The 18,212-nt window shown below is 60.1% G+C and carries 16 protein-coding genes and 1 pseudogene; 11 read left to right on the top strand and 6 right to left on the bottom strand.

Features of this window, described 5'->3' with window-relative positions:
* The first annotated feature begins 70 nt into the window (after positions 1-70).
* Positions 71-2,506: a TonB-dependent receptor domain-containing protein gene (locus ACMQ11_RS03225; protein WP_418991232.1), complete on the top strand. Its 2,436-nt coding sequence runs from the start codon at positions 71-73 to the stop codon at positions 2,504-2,506.
* Positions 2,507-2,544: 38 nt separating this feature from the next.
* Here ACMQ11_RS03225 and ACMQ11_RS03220 read toward each other — a convergent pair whose 3' ends face one another.
* A complete protein-coding gene (locus ACMQ11_RS03220; protein ID WP_418991231.1) occupies positions 2,545-3,996 on the bottom strand; it encodes an aminoacyl-histidine dipeptidase in 1,452 nt (483 codons plus the stop codon).
* A gap of 66 nt (positions 3,997-4,062) precedes the next feature.
* Here ACMQ11_RS03220 and ispF point away from each other — a divergent pair, with 66 nt between their 5' ends.
* Entirely contained in the window at positions 4,063-4,557 is a 495-nt protein-coding gene (ispF, locus tag ACMQ11_RS03215; RefSeq protein WP_418991230.1) for a 2-C-methyl-D-erythritol 2,4-cyclodiphosphate synthase, read from the top strand.
* A gap of 137 nt (positions 4,558-4,694) precedes the next feature.
* Here ispF and ACMQ11_RS03210 read toward each other — a convergent pair whose 3' ends face one another.
* The 4 genes from ACMQ11_RS03210 to ACMQ11_RS03195 all read right to left on the bottom strand — a co-directional run bounded on the left by ACMQ11_RS03210 (position 4,695) and on the right by ACMQ11_RS03195 (position 10,002).
* Complete coding sequence (locus ACMQ11_RS03210) at positions 4,695-5,462, bottom strand: hypothetical protein (protein WP_418991229.1); 768 nt, start codon at positions 5,460-5,462, stop codon at positions 4,695-4,697.
* Between the two features lie 11 nt (positions 5,463-5,473).
* A complete protein-coding gene (locus tag ACMQ11_RS03205) occupies positions 5,474-6,016 on the bottom strand; it encodes a DUF4251 domain-containing protein (RefSeq protein WP_418991227.1) in 543 nt (180 codons plus the stop codon).
* A 275-nt stretch (positions 6,017-6,291) separates the two neighbouring features.
* On the bottom strand, positions 6,292-9,114 hold the full coding sequence (gene uvrA / locus ACMQ11_RS03200; protein ID WP_418991226.1) for an excinuclease ABC subunit UvrA: 2,823 nt from the start codon (positions 9,112-9,114) through the stop codon (positions 6,292-6,294).
* Between the two features lie 120 nt (positions 9,115-9,234).
* The gene (locus ACMQ11_RS03195; protein WP_418991225.1) at positions 9,235-10,002 is read right to left on the bottom strand and encodes a nitrilase-related carbon-nitrogen hydrolase; all 768 of its coding nucleotides are present in this window, start codon (positions 10,000-10,002) and stop codon (positions 9,235-9,237) included.
* Between the two features lie 176 nt (positions 10,003-10,178).
* Here ACMQ11_RS03195 and ACMQ11_RS03190 point away from each other — a divergent pair, with 176 nt between their 5' ends.
* On the top strand, positions 10,179-11,015 hold the full coding sequence (locus tag ACMQ11_RS03190; protein WP_418991223.1) for a S1 RNA-binding domain-containing protein: 837 nt from the start codon (positions 10,179-10,181) through the stop codon (positions 11,013-11,015).
* Positions 11,016-11,017: 2 nt separating this feature from the next.
* Entirely contained in the window at positions 11,018-11,782 is a 765-nt protein-coding gene (locus ACMQ11_RS03185) for a class I SAM-dependent methyltransferase (RefSeq protein ID WP_418991222.1), read from the top strand.
* A 71-nt stretch (positions 11,783-11,853) separates the two neighbouring features.
* Here the strand turns inward: ACMQ11_RS03185 and crcB are convergent, their stop codons facing one another.
* Positions 11,854-12,231, bottom strand: a complete 378-nt coding sequence (crcB, locus tag ACMQ11_RS03180) for a fluoride efflux transporter CrcB (RefSeq protein WP_418991221.1) — start codon at positions 12,229-12,231, stop codon at positions 11,854-11,856.
* A 186-nt stretch (positions 12,232-12,417) separates the two neighbouring features.
* On the opposite strand from crcB, the gene ACMQ11_RS03175 reads away from it, so the two are divergent.
* From ACMQ11_RS03175 to ACMQ11_RS03145, 7 genes and pseudogenes are all read left to right on the top strand, one after another.
* A complete protein-coding gene (locus tag ACMQ11_RS03175; protein ID WP_418991220.1) occupies positions 12,418-12,720 on the top strand; it encodes an urease subunit gamma in 303 nt (100 codons plus the stop codon).
* Between the two features lie 213 nt (positions 12,721-12,933).
* Positions 12,934-13,224 (top strand): annotated as a pseudogene (locus ACMQ11_RS03170) (urease subunit beta); the annotation flags it as partial.
* A 147-nt stretch (positions 13,225-13,371) separates the two neighbouring features.
* Positions 13,372-15,090, top strand: a complete 1,719-nt coding sequence (locus ACMQ11_RS03165; protein ID WP_418991219.1) for an urease subunit alpha — start codon at positions 13,372-13,374, stop codon at positions 15,088-15,090.
* Between the two features lie 82 nt (positions 15,091-15,172).
* Positions 15,173-15,823, top strand: coding sequence for an urease accessory protein UreE (ureE, locus tag ACMQ11_RS03160; RefSeq protein ID WP_418991218.1), 651 nt, complete (start codon positions 15,173-15,175; stop codon positions 15,821-15,823).
* Positions 15,807-16,526, top strand: coding sequence for an urease accessory protein UreF (locus tag ACMQ11_RS03155; RefSeq protein WP_418991217.1), 720 nt, complete (start codon positions 15,807-15,809; stop codon positions 16,524-16,526). Before ureE ends, ACMQ11_RS03155 begins: the two co-directional genes overlap by 17 nt.
* A 96-nt stretch (positions 16,527-16,622) precedes the next feature.
* Complete coding sequence (gene ureG, locus ACMQ11_RS03150; protein ID WP_418991216.1) at positions 16,623-17,285, top strand: urease accessory protein UreG; 663 nt, start codon at positions 16,623-16,625, stop codon at positions 17,283-17,285.
* Complete coding sequence (locus ACMQ11_RS03145) at positions 17,282-18,196, top strand: urease accessory protein UreD (protein WP_418991215.1); 915 nt, start codon at positions 17,282-17,284, stop codon at positions 18,194-18,196. Before ureG ends, ACMQ11_RS03145 begins: the two co-directional genes overlap by 4 nt.
* Positions 18,197-18,212: the final 16 nt, after the last annotated feature.

The raw sequence follows: 18,212 nt of genomic DNA, 5'->3' as shown, positions 1-18,212 counted from the left end.
TTGGAGCGATGCCTCCGCATTTGGAAAAACGGGAAATAAAAGACAACTTTGTAAGATAAAACCCGGAGCCATGATCCGATTCACCTTTACGGTGCTGCTGACGGCATTGACGTTATACGCACAACCCCTCCGGGCCCAACGTCCGGGGTTCCTCACGGGCAGCGTCGCGGACGCCGCTTCGGGCGCTCCGGTCGGCTATGCCACCGTGGCTCTCCTGCGGGATTCGACGGCGGTACATGCCGCAGCGACCGACGCCGGCGGCCGCTTCGAACTGAAGGTCGCCCAAGCGGGCCGATATACCTTATCGGTCTCGATGGTAGGCTACGCACGCCACGCAGAAACCGTGGAGATTCCGGCCGCCGGAAAGGAACTGGACACGATCCGGCTCCTGCCGGGCGTGGAGGTCGAGGACGTGGTGGTGGCGGTACAGAAACCGCTCGTAATAAGCGACGCCGAGAAGCAGACCTACTCGGTCGAGGACGATCCGCAGGCCGCGACCTCGACCCTCGAGGAGATCATCCGCAAGGTCCCGCAGCTCACGCTCGACAGCGACGGCAACCTGAGGCTCAACGGCCAGAGCGATTTCAAAATTCTGGTCAACGGCCGCAGCGCCTCGACGCTGACGAGCAATTTCAAGGAGATCGTCCGCAGCATGCCGGCTTCGCAGTTCAGCCGGATCGAGGTCATCACCAACCCATCGACCAAATACGAAGCCGAGGGCGTGGGCGGCATCATCAATTTCATCACCCAGCGCAAACGCGACCGGCACGGGTACAGCGGAAACCTATCGGCAGGCGTGGAGGTCCTGGAAAATACCGGCTACTACGGCAACGCCACGATCTCGGTCGAGGCCGGGAAATTCGCGGCGCAGGTCATGGGCTACGGCAACCGGTACGACCGCGGCCGCACCCCCTCCGAACAGGAATCGTGGCAGGAGAATTACGATTCGGAGAACCGCTACAACCGCTCGACGGGCACGCAGTCGTTCGATGGCTGGAATGCCGGAGTGAACGTGGACATGAGCTACCAGCCCGACACGCTCGACCTGGTGACGCTGAGCGGATGGTTGTGGTCGGGCCGCAGCTCCTTCAAATCGCTGTCGACGAGCAGCGTCGAAGACGCCGATCATCGGCCCGTCCTCCGGTTCGGCGACCGCGGCCGGGAGCGCTGGCTCTACACCGGCGGGAGCGTGGCCCTGAACTACGAGCACACGTTCGGCAAGGAGGGACACACGCTGACCCTCTCGGACGAGGTGGAGATCGACCCCGACCGCGGCCGCACCAACCACGTCTACGAGCAGGATTACGCCTACGCCAGCCGGCAGATCGAGGACAACCGCGTGGTGAGCAACACCGTTCAAATCGATTATGTCGACCCCTTGAACGAACACCACAATATCGAGGCGGGACTCAAACACATCTACCGCAACAACCGTACGTCGCTCGACACCAACGAACAACACCCCTCTGCGGAAGAGGAAGCGGAATTCACCAGGATGGATTACCGCCAACATATCTTGGGCATCTATGCAGGCTACGGATTCACATTCGGCAAGTGGTCGGGACGCCTGGGCGCACGCATGGAGCGCACGTGGAACGACGCCGAGGTGAACGACACGGAGCACGGCAGCTACGCTTTCGCCAACCGCCAGTTCAACCTGGTGCCCTACGTCAGCCTGACCCTCGTTCCGGCCCCGTCGCACAACCTCTCGCTCGCCTACACGCAGCGGCTCCAACGGCCCGGACTCAGCATGCTCTCTCCCGCCGAGAACATCACCTCGCCGCTGAAGAAATCCTACGGCAATCCCGACCTGGAGGCGGCCGTCTACCACACCCTCTCCCTCCAATACGGTCATTACGCCGCCAAATGGAGCATGACGCTGGCGCTGAAATCGTTTTTCTCGAACAACAACATGTCGGCATACAGCTTTTCGGATGCGGAGGGCGTGCTGAACACTACTTTCAGCAACGACGTCCGCACGCGCTCGTACGGCTTCAGCGGCTCCGTATCCTGGCGTCCGAGCGAAAAGTTCAACCTCTCGCTGAGTTGCAGCGGCGACTACGCCCGGTACGATTTCGACGCCATGCGCATCCACAACAGCGACTTTTCGTTCAGCGAAAGTCTGAATCTCGACATCCAGGTATGGCGCGGGGGCCACGTGCTCCTGGGCGAGAGTTACGGCACGGGCCGCAGTGCGCTCGGAAGCCGTACACAGTACTACTATTACTATTACATGGGGCTCAAACAGCAGTTCTGCAACAAGAAACTGGACGCGAGCATCTCCGTAAGCAATCCGCTGAACAAATACCAGGAACACAAAAGCCTTTTCGATACCCCCACCTACCAGGGTTGGAGCAGTTCGAGGTACGCATCCCGCAGTCTGGGTTTTCGGATCGTGTGGCGGTTCGGCAGACAGAACGTGCGCGTCAAGGAGACTGCCCGCTCCATCGAAAACGACGACATAGCGGGCGGAGACAAGCAGAACGGCGGGCAGCAGCAACCCTGAATAAGGCCCGCTCATCGAGAGCGGGCCTTTTCGGTATATCAGATCGTTTTGAGCAACTCCAGCAGCAGGTCCCAGAACTTGGGCACCGTGGCGATTTCGAGCCGCTCGTCGGGCGAATGCACGCCGCGCAGCGTCGGTCCGAACGAGACCATCTCCAGATCGGGGTATTTCTCCAGGAAAAGGCCGCACTCCAGTCCGGCATGGATGGCCCGCACTTTGGGTTCCATGCCGAACAGCCGCTTGTAGCTCTCGACCGTGGTTTCCAACAGTTTCGACGCCGGGTCGGGCGCCCAGCCCGGGTAGCCGTCGGAGTGGGCCACGTCGGCCCCGGCCAGGGCGAAGACCGATTCGACCATCTGCATCACGTAGGTCTTGGCGCTCTCGACCGAGGAGCGCTGCGACGAGGTGACGACGATGCGGTTGCCCTCCTCGAATTTGACCGACGCCAGGTTGGTCGAGGTCTCGACCAGCCCCGGCATGGCGAACGACATGGCGATCACCCCGTTGGGAACGCCCACGAGCGAATAGATCAGCGCGAACTGCGTTTTCACGTCGAGCACCTCGTCCACCTCGGGCATTTCGTTGAGCGTGATCTTGAAATTGGGCTCGCGGAAGCGGAACTCGGCCTCGAGATCGGCGGCGAAAAGGCGGTAACGCTTCAGGAACTCTTCCTTGAAGCGGGTCGGCACGCCGAAAATGACGTAGGCCTCGCGCGGTATGGCGTTGCGCAGGTTGCCGCCCGAGAAATAGCTCAGCTTCATCTCGAAGGACTGCATCCCGTCCCAGATCAGGCGGGCGACGGTCTTGTTCGAATTGACGCGGCCCTTGTCGATGTCGTCGCCCGAGTGACCGCCCAGGAGGTCGGAGACGTCGACGCGGAAAAACGAGTAGTTTCGCGGCGCGGGTTCCATCGTATAGTGGAACGTGGCGATGGTGTCGATGCCGCCGGCGCAGCCGATGAAGATCTCGCCCTCGTCCTCCGAATCAAGGTTGACGAGGTATTTGCCCCGGAGCATCCCCTCGCCCAGTTCGAACGCGCCCGTCAGTCCCGTCTCCTCGTCGACCGTGAAGAGCGCCTCGAGAGGTCCGTGCTCCACCGCCGGGTCGATCAGCACGGCCAGCGCAGCCGCCATGCCGATGCCGCAGTCGGCGCCCAGCGTGGTGCCCTCGGCACGCACCCACTCGCCGTCGATGCGCGTGCGGACAGGGTCGTTGTCGAAATCGAACTCCACGTCGGAGTTCTTCTCGCAGACCATGTCCATGTGCGATTGGAGGATGACCGCGGGCCGCTGCTCGAAGCCGGGCGTCGCGGGCTTGCGCATCACCACGTTGCCGATGGCGTCTTTCTTGTACTCTATATTGTGCTTTTTTGCGAACTCGACCAGAAAGTCGATGATCCGGCCCTCCTTTTTCGAGGGGCGCGGCACGCGCGTGATGGCATCGAACTGTTCCCAGACGATGCGGGGTTCGAGGGAGGTAATCTCTGACATAGGCTATTGCATTTTTGCAAAGTTACGTTTTTTTCCTAACTTTGGCAAGATAAACAACCCCAAATCATGGATTTCAGAATAGGACACGGATACGACGTACATGCTCTGGCCGAGGGCCTGCCCCTGGTATTGGGCGGGGTGGAGATACCTCATACACACGGTTTCGTGGCCCACTCGGACGGCGATGTGGCGATCCACGCCGTGTGCGACGCCCTGTTAGGTGCCGCGGCGGCAGGCGACATCGGACTGCATTTTCCCGACACGGCGGACGAGTTCCGGGGCGTCGACTCGCGGCGGCTGCTTCGCCGCGTGGCGGAGTTGGTGCGCAAACGGGGGTATGAAATCGGGAATGTGGACTGCACCATCCGGATGCAGCGGCCCAAGCTAAGACCTTATATCGACGCCATGCGCCGGGCGATGGCCGATGCAATGGGTGTAGGCGATGACCGGGTATCGGTCAAAGCTACGACCACAGAGCATCTTGGTTTCGAGGGGCGCGAAGAGGGGGTTTCGGTCTCCGCGGTGGCGTTGATTTTCCGGCCCGAGGGCGGGAATAATTAAAATGAATAATTAAGAATTAAAAATTCTATCTACAAGATACAAACACGATACCATTCTGCCACACGGGCAGTACAATATGCAGAATTTGTCTGCAAACCAGCATCTCCGCCCTAATTCTAATTTTTAATTCTTAATTTTTAATTCATTCTGTGGTACCGCGGGTCGTTCACCCGCTTGTTCCACAGCCAGCCGACGTAGCGCATGGTCAGCTTGGGGGTGATGAGCGTAAGGACGGTCTCGCCCGTGGAGGTCGAGACGGCCAGTTCGGCGTGGTAGGAGGTGTCGCCGTCCGCAATGTCGAGCGATACGCACCACCCCCACTGCATGCGCGAAAGGCGGTAGTCGTGGATCGACATGGAGTCGAAATTCAGGATTTCGACGTATTGCGTGACGCCTCGCTCCGTGGGCAGGTGCACCTCGACGTGATCCACGAACATGCCGAAGAAGAAATAGTCGGCATAGATCGAACGGATCAGCCCGCCGGGCAGTTCCTGCATCGAGTTGGGGAAGAACATATAATCGCGCGACTGCACCAGCGAGTCGATTTTGGCAGCGTAGAGGCGAGCCTTGTAGGCGCGCCGTTCACGGCGGTCCATGCCGCGCGTCGGGTCCTCGTAGACGGTTGTGTGCTCTACCACCTGGACAGGCTGCTGCTGCACGGGAACCACCGTGGTCTGCGGCACGCTGTCGGCACCGGAGGTTCCCAGAACGTACTGCTCGGACGGCTGCGGAGATTGGGCCACGGCAGCGCAGGCGACCAAGAGGGCACAGCAGGCGGCGGCGATCCGCGCGGCCGCACGCTGACGGACAAAAGCCCCCGCCGAAGCGGGGGTTTTATTGAGGACTTGGGCCGCGGGTTCGGCGTCGTGCCGCGGGGTGCGGTCCCGGAAAGCGTGGGAATTCATATCCTGAATCATTAATATAATTGCGAGATGGAACCGGTATACTCCACGGGGTTGTACCACGGATTGGTGATCGTGAGGTTGGCGCCGCCCGTGCGGGAGAAAATTTCGAACGTGAACGTGTAGGTCGAGGCCGAGAAGAGCGACGTGGAGAAAGTGACCATCCAGCCCTCGTGCGTCTGCTCGGTGGTATAGCCTTGCAGGTCGGAGACCGTATAGTTGATGATCGTGACGTAGTAAGGCGGCACGTAGCCCTTGATATAAGGCAGCGTGATGTCGGCCGTACCGTCCCAGATGCCGACGTTGAAAGCAGGGTTCATGATCTGACGCATGGGACCTGCCGGCTGACGCTGCATGGTCTGGGGGTTGAACTGGAAATTGCGCGAGAGGACCAGCGAATCCATGAATTTCTCGTAGTTGGCGATCCGCTCGGCACGCCGCTTTTCACGCACCTCGCGCCGCTCCTCCTTGGGAGACAAGACCTTTTTCTGACCGATCACGGTAACGGCGGCGGCACACACGAGCAGCCCCGCAAGAATGATAACTGTTTTTTTCATAGCACATAAGGTTTGTTACGGCTACGAAAAGCAAGAACCATGCCGCCCGGCCGGCTAAGAGCCAGGTTTGGGGCCGTCGAACGCAATTCCGCTCCTCATCCGGTTCCCCGCTCCTCAAACACTCCCCCGCTCCCGGATAAGAGCGGGGTTCAGGAGAGGGGCGAACGCAATTCTGCTCCTAAACCGGTTCTCTGTTCCTGACTAAGAGCCGGATTCAGGGGCGATCGAAAGCGATCCCGCTCCCGGCTGCATGTTGCGATTTAAGGGGTGTAGTTTTAAAAATCGGCTGATTTTGCGAGAAACTGCCCCGTATAGCTGCGTTCGCAGCGGGCCACCTCGCGGGGCGTACCGGTAGCGACGATCTCGCCGCCCGCACGACCGCCCTCGGGTCCGATGTCGATCAGGTGGTCGGCGACCTTGATTACGTCGAGGTTGTGTTCGATGACGATGACCGTATTGCCACGATCGGCCAGTTTGTTGAGCACCTCCAGAAGCAGGCGGATGTCCTCGAAATGAAGCCCCGTGGTCGGTTCGTCGAGGATGTAGAGCGTGCGGCCGGTGTCGCGCTTGGAGAGTTCGGCCGAGAGTTTGATGCGCTGGCTCTCGCCGCCCGAGAGGGTCGTGCAAGGCTGGCCGAGGGTGAGATAACCCAGACCTACCTCCTGAATGGCCCGGAGTTTCTGATAGATGTTGGGAATGTTCTCGAAAAACTCCACAGCCATGTTGACCGTCATGTTCAGCACGTCGTCGATCGACTTGCCCTTGTACTTGACCTCGAGCGTCTCGCGGTTGTAGCGGTGGCCGCCGCACGCCTTGCAGCGCACGTAGACGTCGGGCAGGAAATTCATCTCGATGGTCTGCACGCCCGCTCCGCGGCACTCCTCGCAGCGGCCCCCCTTGACGTTGAACGAGAAGCGTCCAGCCTTGAAACCGCGAATTTGGGCGTCGGGGGTCATTTCGAACAGCTTGCGGATGTCCTGGAAGACATTGGAGTAGGTCGCGGGATTCGAGCGCGGCGTGCGGCCGATGGGCGACTGGTCCACGACCACCAGTTTGTCGATGTGTTCGATGCCCTCGACCGAATCGTATTCCAAAGGCTGGCCGTAGGAGCGGTAGAGCACCCGGGAGAGGATCGGCCGCAGAGTCTCGTTCACCAGCGACGACTTGCCCGAGCCGCTCACGCCCGTGATGCAGATAAATTTTCCCAACGGGAATTCGGCCGTGATGTTTTTGAGGTTGTTGCCCCTGGCGCCGCGGATCGTGATCTTTTCACCCGTCCCCTTGCGCAGGGTCTCGGGCATTTCAATGCGGCGGCGGCCCGTGAGGTAGTCGGCCGTGATGGTGTTGGAGCGCAGAATATCATCGAACGTACCCGCAGCGACGATATGACCGCCCCGCCGCCCCGCTTTGGGCCCCACGTCCACGATGTAATCGGCGGCGCGCATCATGTCCTCGTCGTGCTCGACGACGATCACCGAGTTGCCCGCGTCACGCAGCTCTTCCAGACTGCGGATCAGGCGCTGGTTGTCGCGCTGGTGCAGACCGATGGAGGGTTCGTCGAGAATATAGAGCACGTTGACCAGTTTCGATCCGATCTGCGTGGCCAGCCGGATGCGCTGGCTCTCGCCGCCCGAAAGCGACCGGGACGAACGCGCCAGAGAGAGGTAACCCAGCCCCACGTCCATCAGGAAATGGAGCCGTTCGCGGATCTCCTTGACGACCTCCTGCGCGATCTTCCACTCCTTGTCGGACATGTGATCCTCGATACGGGCCACCCACTCCGAAAACTCGGCGATCGACAGGGCCGAGACGTCGGCGATGCTCTTGCCGCCGATACGGAACTGGAGGGCTTCGGCTTTCAGACGCGAACCCCCGCAGACCGAACATTTGCGGTGGACGAGGAACTGCTCGCGCCATTTCTGGCCTCGTTTCGAGTCGTCGTCCTCGGTACGGCCGATATACTCGGCCACGCCCTCCCATTGCAAGAACTGTCGCCCGCCCGAGGAGGTGAACTCCCGCAAATCGACCGTCAAGGGCTCGGAATCGCCGTACAAGACGGCATTCAGCCCCTCTTGGGAGAGGGTCTCGACGGGATCGTCCAACGTAAAGTCGTAGCGTCGCCCGAGCATCTCGAGGATGGCGAAGAGCAGGTTGTTGCGGTGCTTGCCCAGCGGTTCCACGGCTCCCTGCCTGAGCGAGAGTTTGGCGTCGGGAATGATCTTTTCGATGTCGAACACGGCCTCCTCGCCCAGCCCGTTGCAGTGGGGACAGGCGCCTTTGGGCGAGTTGAACGAAAAGGTGTGCGGAGCCGGGTCCTCGAACGCCACGCCCGTCGAGGGGCACATGAGGTGACGCGAGTAGAACCGCTGCTGTTCGGTCCCGTAGTCGTAGACGGCCATCGTGCCCTTGCCCTGCCGCATGGCCTCCTTGAGCGAGGTCATCACCCGCTCGCGGGCCTCCCCGCCTACGACCAGCCGGTCGACGACCAGATCGATGGTGTGTATCTTGTAGCGGTCCAGTCGCATGCCCGATGAAATTTCACGGATTTCACCGTCGATGCGCGCATAGATATAACCTTTCTTGACCAGCGATTCGAACAATTCGCGGTAGTGACCCTTGCGGCCCTTGACGATGGGGGCCATCAGGGCGATCCGGCGGCCTGCGAAGCCCTCCATGATGAGCTGGGCGATCTGTTCGTCGGAATAGTGGACCATCTCCTCGCCTGTCACGGGGGAATAGGCCCGCGAGGCACGGGCATAGAGCAGGCGGAGAAAATCGTTGATCTCCGTGACGGTGCCCACCGTCGAACGGGGGTTCTTGTTGGTCGTTTTCTGCTCGATGGCCACCACGGGACTCAGGCCCGTGATCTTGTCCACATCGGGACGCTCCATCGTGCCTACGAACTGCCGTGCATAGGTCGAAAGCGTCTCCATGTAACGGCGCTGGCCCTCGGCATAGATCGTGTCGAACGCGAGCGACGACTTGCCCGAGCCGCTCAGACCGGTGATGACCACCAGTTTGCGGCGCGGAATTTCCAGATCGACGTTCTTCAGGTTATGCACCCGGGCGCCGAGTATTTTGATCGAATCCTCTTTCATCGCACTTTAAACGTATGTAGTCCCCGGTTTATTTTCGCGCGGGGAAATTCGTGCAAAGATAAGGATAATTCGTCAATCGGACTCTCCCCCACGGCAAATAAGCCTCCTGCCGCCGGATAATTATGAATCAAGGATTGTGAATCGATCCGCATCCATCCAGGCGGGGAACTGCTCGCGGCAGGCTGCCTGCGCCTCGCTGTCGAAGGTCGCAACGCAGGTACATTCCCCGCTGCCCGCATCGGCAAGCGTCTCGCCGCGGAAACCGATGATCGCCGAATCGCCCGCATAGGAAGCGTCGGGATCGACACCCACGCGGTTTACGGCGGCCATGTAGCACTGGTTCTCGATGGCCCGGGCGCGGATCAGGGTGCGCCACGCCTCGCGGCGGTCGTCGGCCCACGAGGCGCTGCACAGGATGGCGTCGTAGTCGCCCCGGTTGCGGCTCCAGACCGGGAATCGCAGGTCGTAGCAAACGAGCAGCAGAAAGCGCCAGCCCCGGTACTCGACCACCACGCGGCGGTCGCCGGGGGTATAGTCGCGCGCTTCGCCGCCGGGACGGAAGAGGTGGCGCTTGTCGTACCACGAGGTCTTACCCGAGGGTTCGATGAAGAACATGCGGTTGCGGAACTGCTCCCCCTCGGCAATGACCACGCTGCCGGCTACGGCTTTGCCGTATTGAGTTGCCCAGCGGCGCATGGTCGTGACCACCAGTCCGTCGTGCGGCTCGGCCACGCGCGCCGGCCGCAGCTTGAAGCCCGTGGCGAACATCTCGGGCAGCACCGCCACGTCGGCCGCAGCCGCAGCCACGATCCCCTCGAGTCGCTCCAGATTGCGGGAGGTGTTCTCCCATTCCATGTCCACCTGGCAGATGGCCACATCGATTTTCATAGCAATAGAATTAAAGCGTTAAGAAATAGAAGCCGCACCACAGCTTTCGCGCTTGCGAAACATTTTATAAAGGTACGCATTTTTTCCCGAACGGCAAAAGGATTGGGCACCGGCTGACGAAAAGTTGCAAGCCTGCGAAATAAAGCGTACTTTTGCAGCACACAACAACGAACGATATGCTCAGAGCAGGACGCACCCAGCAACTCACCGTAAGCCGTCTGTCGGAATACGGTCTCTATCTCACGGACGACGAACAGAACGAAGTGCTGCTCCCGAACCGCTATGTCTCCCTTGCGGACAAGGTCGGAGACCAGAAAGAGGTCTTTCTCTACCACGACTCCGAGGACCGGCTGGTGGCCACGACCGAGATACCGTTGCTGCGGGTCGGCGAGGCGGGGTTCCTGAAAGTGGTGGACAAGAGCGTTCACGGTGCTTTTCTGGAGTGGGGCCTGTACGGCAAGGACCTTTTCCTCCCCAATCGCAACCAGCAGGGCGGCGTGCTGGCCGGCCATCGCTATGTCGTCTACCTCTACGAGGACAGCGTCACGGGCCGCTGCGTGGCCACCATGAAGCTCAAGGGGTTCATCAGCAACGACCTCATCACGGTCCGTCCGCGCGAAGAGGTGGACCTGCTCGTGGCTTCGGAAAGTCCCCTTGGTTACCGCGTGATCGTCAACAACCGCCACTGGGGCATGCTCTACGCCAACCAGCTCTTTCGTCCCGTCTCGGTCGGCGAACGCACGAAAGGCTATGTCAGACGCATCACCGAGGACAACCGGATCGACCTGAGCCTGCAGCAGCAGGGATTCGCCCAGGTGAAAGATTCGGCGCAGACGCTGCTCGACCTGCTCGAAAAGAACGGTGGTTTCCTGCCCCTGAACGACGACAGCGCGCCCGAAGAGGTGACACGCCTCACGCAGATGAGCAAAAAGGTGTTCAAACGCGCGCTGGGCATGCTGCTCAAACGCGGCCAGGCAGAGATCGTCGAACAGGGAATCAAGTTACGCAACTGACTATGAGCAAGATCAATACCGCAGAACGGGTCTCGCGGGAAGCATCCGACAATTTCGTCTTCCAGCGTTCGCTGCTGGCCTACCACGAAGCTGCGGAGCGCATCCGGGGCGAGGTGCTCGAGATCGGCACCGGAGCCGGGTACGGCATCGAGGTCGTGGCTCCCCGCGCCGCACGTTTCATCACCATCGACAAGCACGAGCCGGCACCCGAACTGCTCGCACTCCCCAACGTCGAGTTCCGCCGGGCCACCGTGCCGCCCCTGCCGTTCGAGGACGGGATGTTCGACTGCGTGATCTCGTTTCAGGTCATCGAACATATCCAACGCGACCGGGGGTTCGTGCGCGAAGTCAGCCGCGTGCTGCGCCCGGGCGGACGGTTCATTCTGACCACGCCCAATGCTCCCATGTCGCTGACGCGCAATCCGTGGCATGTGCGCGAATATACCGCCGACGAATTGCGGGCGTTGCTCGGCGGCGAATTTTCACGCATCGAGGCGCTCGGGGTCTCGGGCAACGAAAAGGTCATGGCCTATTACGAGCGGAACCGCCGCAGCGTCGAACGCATCCTGCGGTTCGATCCGCTCGATTTGCAGCACCGCCTGCCGCGCCGGCTGCTCGCACTCCCCTACGATCTGATGAACCGGCTCAACCGCCGCCGCCTGCTTCGGGCCAACACCGAACTGACTACCTCGATCCGCATGGACGACTACGCGCTCGGACAGGTGACGAATGAAAGTTTCGACCTGTTCTTCATCGCCGAGAAATAACACGGAATTCCTGCAACCGAAAAGCGATCCTCCATTTGTGGAGGATCGCTTCTTTTTTTTGCATTCGACGCTCAGGCCGCCTTTATCAGCGAACGGCCCAGCCAGACGAGCAGCAGGCCGAGGATGAAACTCAAACCGACATAGAGTCCGAAATAGAGCCAGTGCTTCTGTTGCAAAAGGAGGTACATGTCGTCGGCGAAAGACGAAAACGTGGTGAAGCCGCCGCAAAAACCCGTGATGAGAAAGACATTCATCGAGGGCGAAATCATGTGCGTCTTTTCGGCCAGGCCGAAGAAGATGCCGATCACGAAGCTGCCGATGATGTTTACGGCAAAAGTTCCCCAGGGAAAGGCCGAAAGTGTGATGACATGGGCCAATTTTCCGGTCAAAAAACGCAGGCAGGTACCGATGAAGCCTCCTAAGCCTGCAATAATCATCGCTTTGAACATAAGAGCAAGAATTTGGTTGATTCCCCTCATTTCCCAAATATAATGCCACGAGTAAGACGCAGTTACGACCTCACGTAGGATCGATGTGGCATACTCTTTGTCCTAATAAATAGCAACCGAACCTCCGGTCGTGTTTATCCGCCACCGGTACCGACCTCCGGTTCTTAACCATAAAAAAATCGTATTATGCACTTATCACCGAAAGAGATCGACAAGTTGATGTTGCTTTCACTGGGCGCAATCGCCGAACGGCGCAAGCAGAAAGGCTTGAAACTCAATTATCCCGAAGCCGTAGCCTATATCACCTCTACCGCTTTGGAAGGAGCCCGCGAGGGTAAAACCGTCGAGGAGGTCATGAAAGGGGCCGCCAACGTGCTCAAGAAAAGCGACGTAATGGAAGGCGTCGCCGACATGATCGACCTGCTTCAGGTCGAAGCCGTGTTCACCGACGGCTCGCGTCTGGTGAGCATCCACCATCCGATTAAGTAATTATCAAACAAGCAAATCATGAGTACACCGAATTCCGGCCCTGCAAACGACAAGCAGGAGCAGGCACAAACGCAATCGCAGTCCCAACCGCATACGCAGCAACAATCGCAGGGACAACAAGGACAGCAAGGACAAAAAAATCAGCAAGGACAACAGTCCGTTTCCGGACTCTATCCGAACCAGCCGGGCTTCCAGCCTCAGCAGACGGTCAACGTGGGCGGCGAGATCCTTTCGAGCGAACCGATCGAGTTCAACCTCGGACGCCATACCGCCAAACTGACGGTCCGCAATACGGGCGACCGGCCCATTCAGGTCGGCTCGCATTTCCACTTTTTCGAGGTCAACCGCTACCTGGAGTTCGACCGCAACGCCGCTTTCGGCTGCCACCTGAACATCCCCTCGACCACCGCCATCCGCTTCGAACCGGGCGACCAGAAAGAGGTCGAGGTCGTGGCCTACTCCGGTAAGCGCCGCGTGATCGGTTTCAACGGGCTGGTCATGGGCTACACGGGCGACGAGGATGCGCCCACCTATTTCCCGGCTCGCGTCAAGGCCGTCGAAAGAGCCCGCCGCCGTGGTTTCAAAAGCACGACGGGAAGCGATGCGCACGCCTCCGGTCAACCCAATAACAATCCTAAAAAACAGTAAGACATGGCAACGATCTCAAGACAAGAATACAACAACCTGTTCGGTCCGACCGTAGGCGACAAGATCCGCCTGGGCGACACCGACCTCTATGTCGAGGTGGAGAAAGACCTGCGCGAATACGGCGACGAGGTGGTCTACGGTGGCGGCAAAACCATCCGCGACGGCATGGGACTGGCGAACACGATGACCTCGAAAGAGGGATCGCTCGACCTGGTTATCACCAACGTGACGGTCATCGACCCGATTCTGGGCGTGGTCAAGGCCGACGTGGGCGTCAAGGACGGCATGATCGCGGGGATCGGCAAGGCCGGCAACCCCAACATCATGCACGGCGTGCATCCCGATCTGGTGACCAGCACCGCGACTGACGCCATTTCGGGCGAGCACCTCATCCTGACGGCGGCCGGAATCGACGGCCACGTCCACATGATCTCTCCGCAACAGGCTTACGCGTGTCTGAGCAACGGCATCACGACCGTCTTCGGCGGAGGTATCGGCCCGACGGACGGCAGCAACGGCACGACCATCACATCGGGCCGCTGGAACATCGAACACATGCTCGAATCCGTCGAGGGGCTGCCGATCAACGTGGGTCTGCTGGGCAAGGGCAACTGCTCGATGAACCAACCCCTCGAAGAGCAGATCGAGGCCGGCGCCTGCGGTCTGAAGATCCACGAGGACTGGGGCTCGACGCCCGCAGCCATCCGCGCCGCGCTGGGCGTGGCGGACCGTTTCGACGTGCAGGTAGCCATCCACACCGACACGCTCAACGAGAGCGGATACGTCGAGGACACCATCGCCGCCATGGACGGACGCACGATCCACACCTACCACACCGAGGGTGCCGGCGGCGGCCACGCTCCCGACCTGCTGAAAGTGGCGTCCATGCCCTACGTGCTCCCCTCTTCGACCAACCCCACCCTGCCGTTCGGCATCAACTCGCAGGCAGAGCTCTTCGACATGATTATGGTCTGCCACAACCTCAATCCGAAGATTCCGTCGGACGTGGCGTTCGCCGAGAGCCGCGTGCGGCCCGAGACGCAGGCGGCCGAGAACGTACTGCACGACCTGGGCGTGCTTTCGATGGTCTCGTCCGACTCGCAGGCCATGGGCCGCATCGGCGAATCGTTCATGCGGACGTTCCAGATGGCCTCGTTCATGAAGAATGCCTGTGGGCGGCTCTGCGAAGATTCGGACCGCAACGACAACTTCCGCGTGCTGCGCTACCTGGCCAAGATCACCATCAACCCGGCCATCACGTTCGGCGTTTCGGACTACCTCGGATCGGTCGAGAAAGGCAAGGTCGCCGACCTGGTGCTCTGGGAGCCGCAGTTCTTCGGCGCCAAGCCGAAACTGGTCATCAAGGGAGGCCTGATCAACTGGGCCAACATGGGCGATCCGAACGCTTCGCTCCCCACGCCGCAGCCGTGCTACTACCGTCCGATGTACGGTGCGTTCGGCCGGGCGCTGCCCGAGACCTGCCTCTCGTTCGTTTCGAACGCCGCCTACGAAAGCGGCATCAAGGAGCGGCTGCGCCTCAAACGCATGGTTCAACCCGTGCGGCGCACGCGGCAGCTCACCAAGTTCGACATGGTGCGCAACGGCGGCACGCCCGCGATCGACGTGAACCCCGAAACGTTCGACGTACTGGTCAACAACATACGCGCCTACGTCAAGCCGGCCGACAAGTTCCCCCTGAGCCAGTTACTGTGGTTCAGCTAAACTCTATCTTTTTTCAATTTCCGGGAGCATGCCGCAGGGTGTGCTCCCGGAAATTGAAAATAAACTCAAAAACCTCCCACGAATGAAAATCTACACGGAAATCATCGGAAACCTCAACGCTCCCCAGTGGAAAGAGAAGACCCGAAACGCTGAAATCGAACTCATCGATTTGGACCAGTGGACGGCTCAGAAGAGCCGCTTCGTCGGCCGAAGCCGGCTGGACAACGAATACGCCGTGGCGCTCAAGCGCCATTCGCAACTGCTCGACGGCGACGTACTGGAATTCCTGCCCGAACAGAACAAAGTCGTCGCCATCCGCATTCAGCTCAACGAGGTGCTGGTGGCGGACCTCTCGACACTTGCCCGGGAGAAACCCGAAACGATCATCCACATCGCGGTGGAACTGGGACACGCCATCGGCAACCAGCACTGGCCGGCCGTGGTCAAGGGAACCCGGGTCTACGTACCGCTCACCGTGGACAAGAAAGTCATGGACAGCGTCATGCGCACGCACCACATCGAAGAGATAACCTACTCGTTCCAGCCCGGGGAGCAGGTCATCCCCTACCTGGCACCCCACGAAATCCGCCGGCTGTTCGGCGGCACGGGTCCCGACAGCGACGTACACCATCACCACGCAGACGCGCATCCGCCGCATGCCCACGAACACGCTACGGGACACAACCAAGAAACGGAACACCCCCACGGACATGAGTATGCGCACATACATTAAAACGTCAGCCGTTACCGACAACGCAACCACCGTCATGCGGCTTCTGGAATTCACCGATTCGGCATTTCCGGTAGGGACTTTCTCATTCTCGAACGGGCTGGAGACAGCTGCCGAGATGGGGCTGGTTCACGACGCTGCGACACTCGAACGCTACACGCAGGACATAGCCCGGCAGGCCGCCTTTACCGACGGCATCGCGGCGCTGCACGCCTGGCGCAACTACCATCGGGATAACTACGAGGGCATCCACCGGGCCGACGAGCAGGCGATCCTCTGCAAGATGAACGCCGAAGCACGCCAGATGACCTGCCGCATGGGCAAGAAGCTGGCCGAGTTGTCGAAACACATCTTCCCGGACGAAACCGTTGCGCTGTGGCTCGAAGAGATCGCGGCCGGGCATACGCCGGGCACCTATCCCGTGGCCCAGGGCATCGTATTCGCCGCCACGGGCATTTCGGAGAAAGGACTTTTCTGCTCGCACCAGTACGGTGTGGCGAACATGGTTCTCAGCGCGGCCCTGCGCTGCGTAAGGGTGTCGCACTACGACACGCAGCGCATTCTCTTCCGCATGGGCGACCAGATGGATGCGCTCTACGAGCAGGTTCGCGGCATGGAGTTCGAAGACATGTACACGTTCGTGCCGCAGATCGACATTCTGGCCTCGCTCCACGAAAAAGGCACCCAACGGATGTTCATGAATTAAGAATTAAAAATTAAAAATTAAGAATTAGCGGCGAAACGGCTGATAAGAACCTCCCGAGGGAGGAGATTAAAGAGGATAAAAAAACACAAGATAAAGATGGGTACAACATGTAGAATCGGAATCGGGGGCCCCGTTGGCTCCGGAAAAACCGCGCTGATCGAGGCGATCACGCCCCGTCTGCTGGAGATGGGTTACAAGGTGCTGGTCATCACCAACGACGTGGTGACCACCGAAGACGCCAAGCACGTGCGCAAGATGCTCAAGGGCGTGCTGGTCGAGGAGCGCATCATCGGCGTGGAGACGGGCGCCTGCCCCCATACGGCCGTGAGGGAGGACCCGTCGATGAATATTGCGGCCGTCGAGGAGATGGAGGCCCGCTTCCCGGACGGCGACATCGTGCTGATCGAATCGGGCGGCGACAACCTGACGCTCACGTTCAGCCCCGCGCTCGTGGATTTCTTCATCTACGTGATCGACGTGGCCGCCGGCGACAAGATACCGCGCAAGGACGGCCCGGGCATCTCGCAGTCGGACATTCTGGTCATCAACAAGACCGATCTGGCACCCTACGTGCATGCCGATCTGGAGGTGATGCGCCGCGATTCGGAACAGATGCGCCCCGGAAAACCGTTCGTCTTCACCAACTGCATGACCGGCGAGGGGATCGACGAGCTGGTGGCGCTCATCCGCCGGATGGCGCTCTTCGACATAGACCTCGACCGGCAAGAGATCGACGAACCGTTAACCGCCGTACAATGAATTTCGCAGCAGCCAAAGAGATGAGCCCCTACCTCGAAGAGCCCAAGGCCATGCCTGTCGGCACGCCGGGGAAAATGGGCTATCTGTACCTGGGATTCGAACTGGACGATCAGGGCAAATCCATCATGCGCGATCTGGAGCGGCATGCGCCGCTGATCGTGCAGCAGGAGCTCTATTTCGACGAGGGAATGCCCGAAATGCCGTGCGTCTATGTCCTTTCGTCGGGCGGTCCGAACGTGGACGGAGACCGTTACGAGCAGCATTTCGTCGTCCGCCCCAACGCCTACGCCCACATTTCGACCGGAGCGGCGACAAAGTTGGCCGAGATGCGGTATAACTACTCGGGGCTCACGCAGCATTTCTGCCTGGAAGAGAACGCCTACCTGGAGTACCTGCCCGAGCCGACGATCCCCTGCCGGCACACGCGCTTCATCTCCGATACGCAGATCCGCATCGACCCCACGGCCACGCTCTTCTACTCGGAAATCTACATGAGCGGCCGCAAGTATTTCGACCGCGGCGAGACGTTCCAGTACGATATTCTCTCGGTCTGCACCCATGCCGAGCGGCCCGACGGGAGGCAGCTTTTCCGCGAGAAATTCATCATCCGGCCCGAAACGCACTCACCGGAGACGCTCGGAGCCATGAACGGCTACGACGTATTCGCCAACGTGATCGTCCTGACGCCCCCCGAGCACGCCGAAAGCATCTACGCGCGCACCGAAGCGTTCATCGACCGCAACCGTCGTCTGGCCGCCGGCATTACGCGGCTTCCGAACGACTGCGGGCTGCTCTACAAGGTGCTGGGCGAAGAGACCGCTCCGGTGAAGAAACTCATCCGTGAATTCTGCTCCTCGGTACGGCAGCAAGTCAAGGGTAAAATCCTGCCCGAAGAGTTCCCGTGGCGGTAGGAGTTCAACAACAATA

The sequence above is a fragment of the Alistipes sp. genome (genome assembly GCF_048465575.1).
Lineage (GTDB): Bacteria > Bacteroidota > Bacteroidia > Bacteroidales > Rikenellaceae > Alistipes.
Note: the sequence above shows the minus strand (reverse complement) of the source record. Positions and strands in the feature narration are given on the sequence as shown.

Excerpts from the sequence above, each read along its gene's own strand:
- ACMQ11_RS03225 (WP_418991232.1), top strand. The coding sequence starts at position 71 with ATGATCCGATTCACCTTTACGGTGCTGCTGACGGCATTGACGTTATAC.
- ACMQ11_RS03220 (WP_418991231.1), bottom strand. The coding sequence starts at position 3,996 with ATGTCAGAGATTACCTCCCTCGAACCCCGCATCGTCTGGGAACAGTTC.
- ispF (WP_418991230.1), top strand. The coding sequence starts at position 4,063 with ATGGATTTCAGAATAGGACACGGATACGACGTACATGCTCTGGCCGAG.
- ACMQ11_RS03210 (WP_418991229.1), bottom strand. The coding sequence starts at position 5,462 with ATGAATTCCCACGCTTTCCGGGACCGCACCCCGCGGCACGACGCCGAA.
- ACMQ11_RS03205 (WP_418991227.1), bottom strand. The coding sequence starts at position 6,016 with ATGAAAAAAACAGTTATCATTCTTGCGGGGCTGCTCGTGTGTGCCGCC.
- uvrA (WP_418991226.1), bottom strand. The coding sequence starts at position 9,114 with ATGAAAGAGGATTCGATCAAAATACTCGGCGCCCGGGTGCATAACCTG.
- ACMQ11_RS03195 (WP_418991225.1), bottom strand. The coding sequence starts at position 10,002 with ATGAAAATCGATGTGGCCATCTGCCAGGTGGACATGGAATGGGAGAAC.
- ACMQ11_RS03190 (WP_418991223.1), top strand. The coding sequence starts at position 10,179 with ATGCTCAGAGCAGGACGCACCCAGCAACTCACCGTAAGCCGTCTGTCG.
- ACMQ11_RS03185 (WP_418991222.1), top strand. The coding sequence starts at position 11,018 with ATGAGCAAGATCAATACCGCAGAACGGGTCTCGCGGGAAGCATCCGAC.
- crcB (WP_418991221.1), bottom strand. The coding sequence starts at position 12,231 with ATGTTCAAAGCGATGATTATTGCAGGCTTAGGAGGCTTCATCGGTACC.
- ACMQ11_RS03175 (WP_418991220.1), top strand. The coding sequence starts at position 12,418 with ATGCACTTATCACCGAAAGAGATCGACAAGTTGATGTTGCTTTCACTG.
- ACMQ11_RS03165 (WP_418991219.1), top strand. The coding sequence starts at position 13,372 with ATGGCAACGATCTCAAGACAAGAATACAACAACCTGTTCGGTCCGACC.
- ureE (WP_418991218.1), top strand. The coding sequence starts at position 15,173 with ATGAAAATCTACACGGAAATCATCGGAAACCTCAACGCTCCCCAGTGG.
- ACMQ11_RS03155 (WP_418991217.1), top strand. The coding sequence starts at position 15,807 with ATGCGCACATACATTAAAACGTCAGCCGTTACCGACAACGCAACCACC.
- ureG (WP_418991216.1), top strand. The coding sequence starts at position 16,623 with ATGGGTACAACATGTAGAATCGGAATCGGGGGCCCCGTTGGCTCCGGA.
- ACMQ11_RS03145 (WP_418991215.1), top strand. The coding sequence starts at position 17,282 with ATGAATTTCGCAGCAGCCAAAGAGATGAGCCCCTACCTCGAAGAGCCC.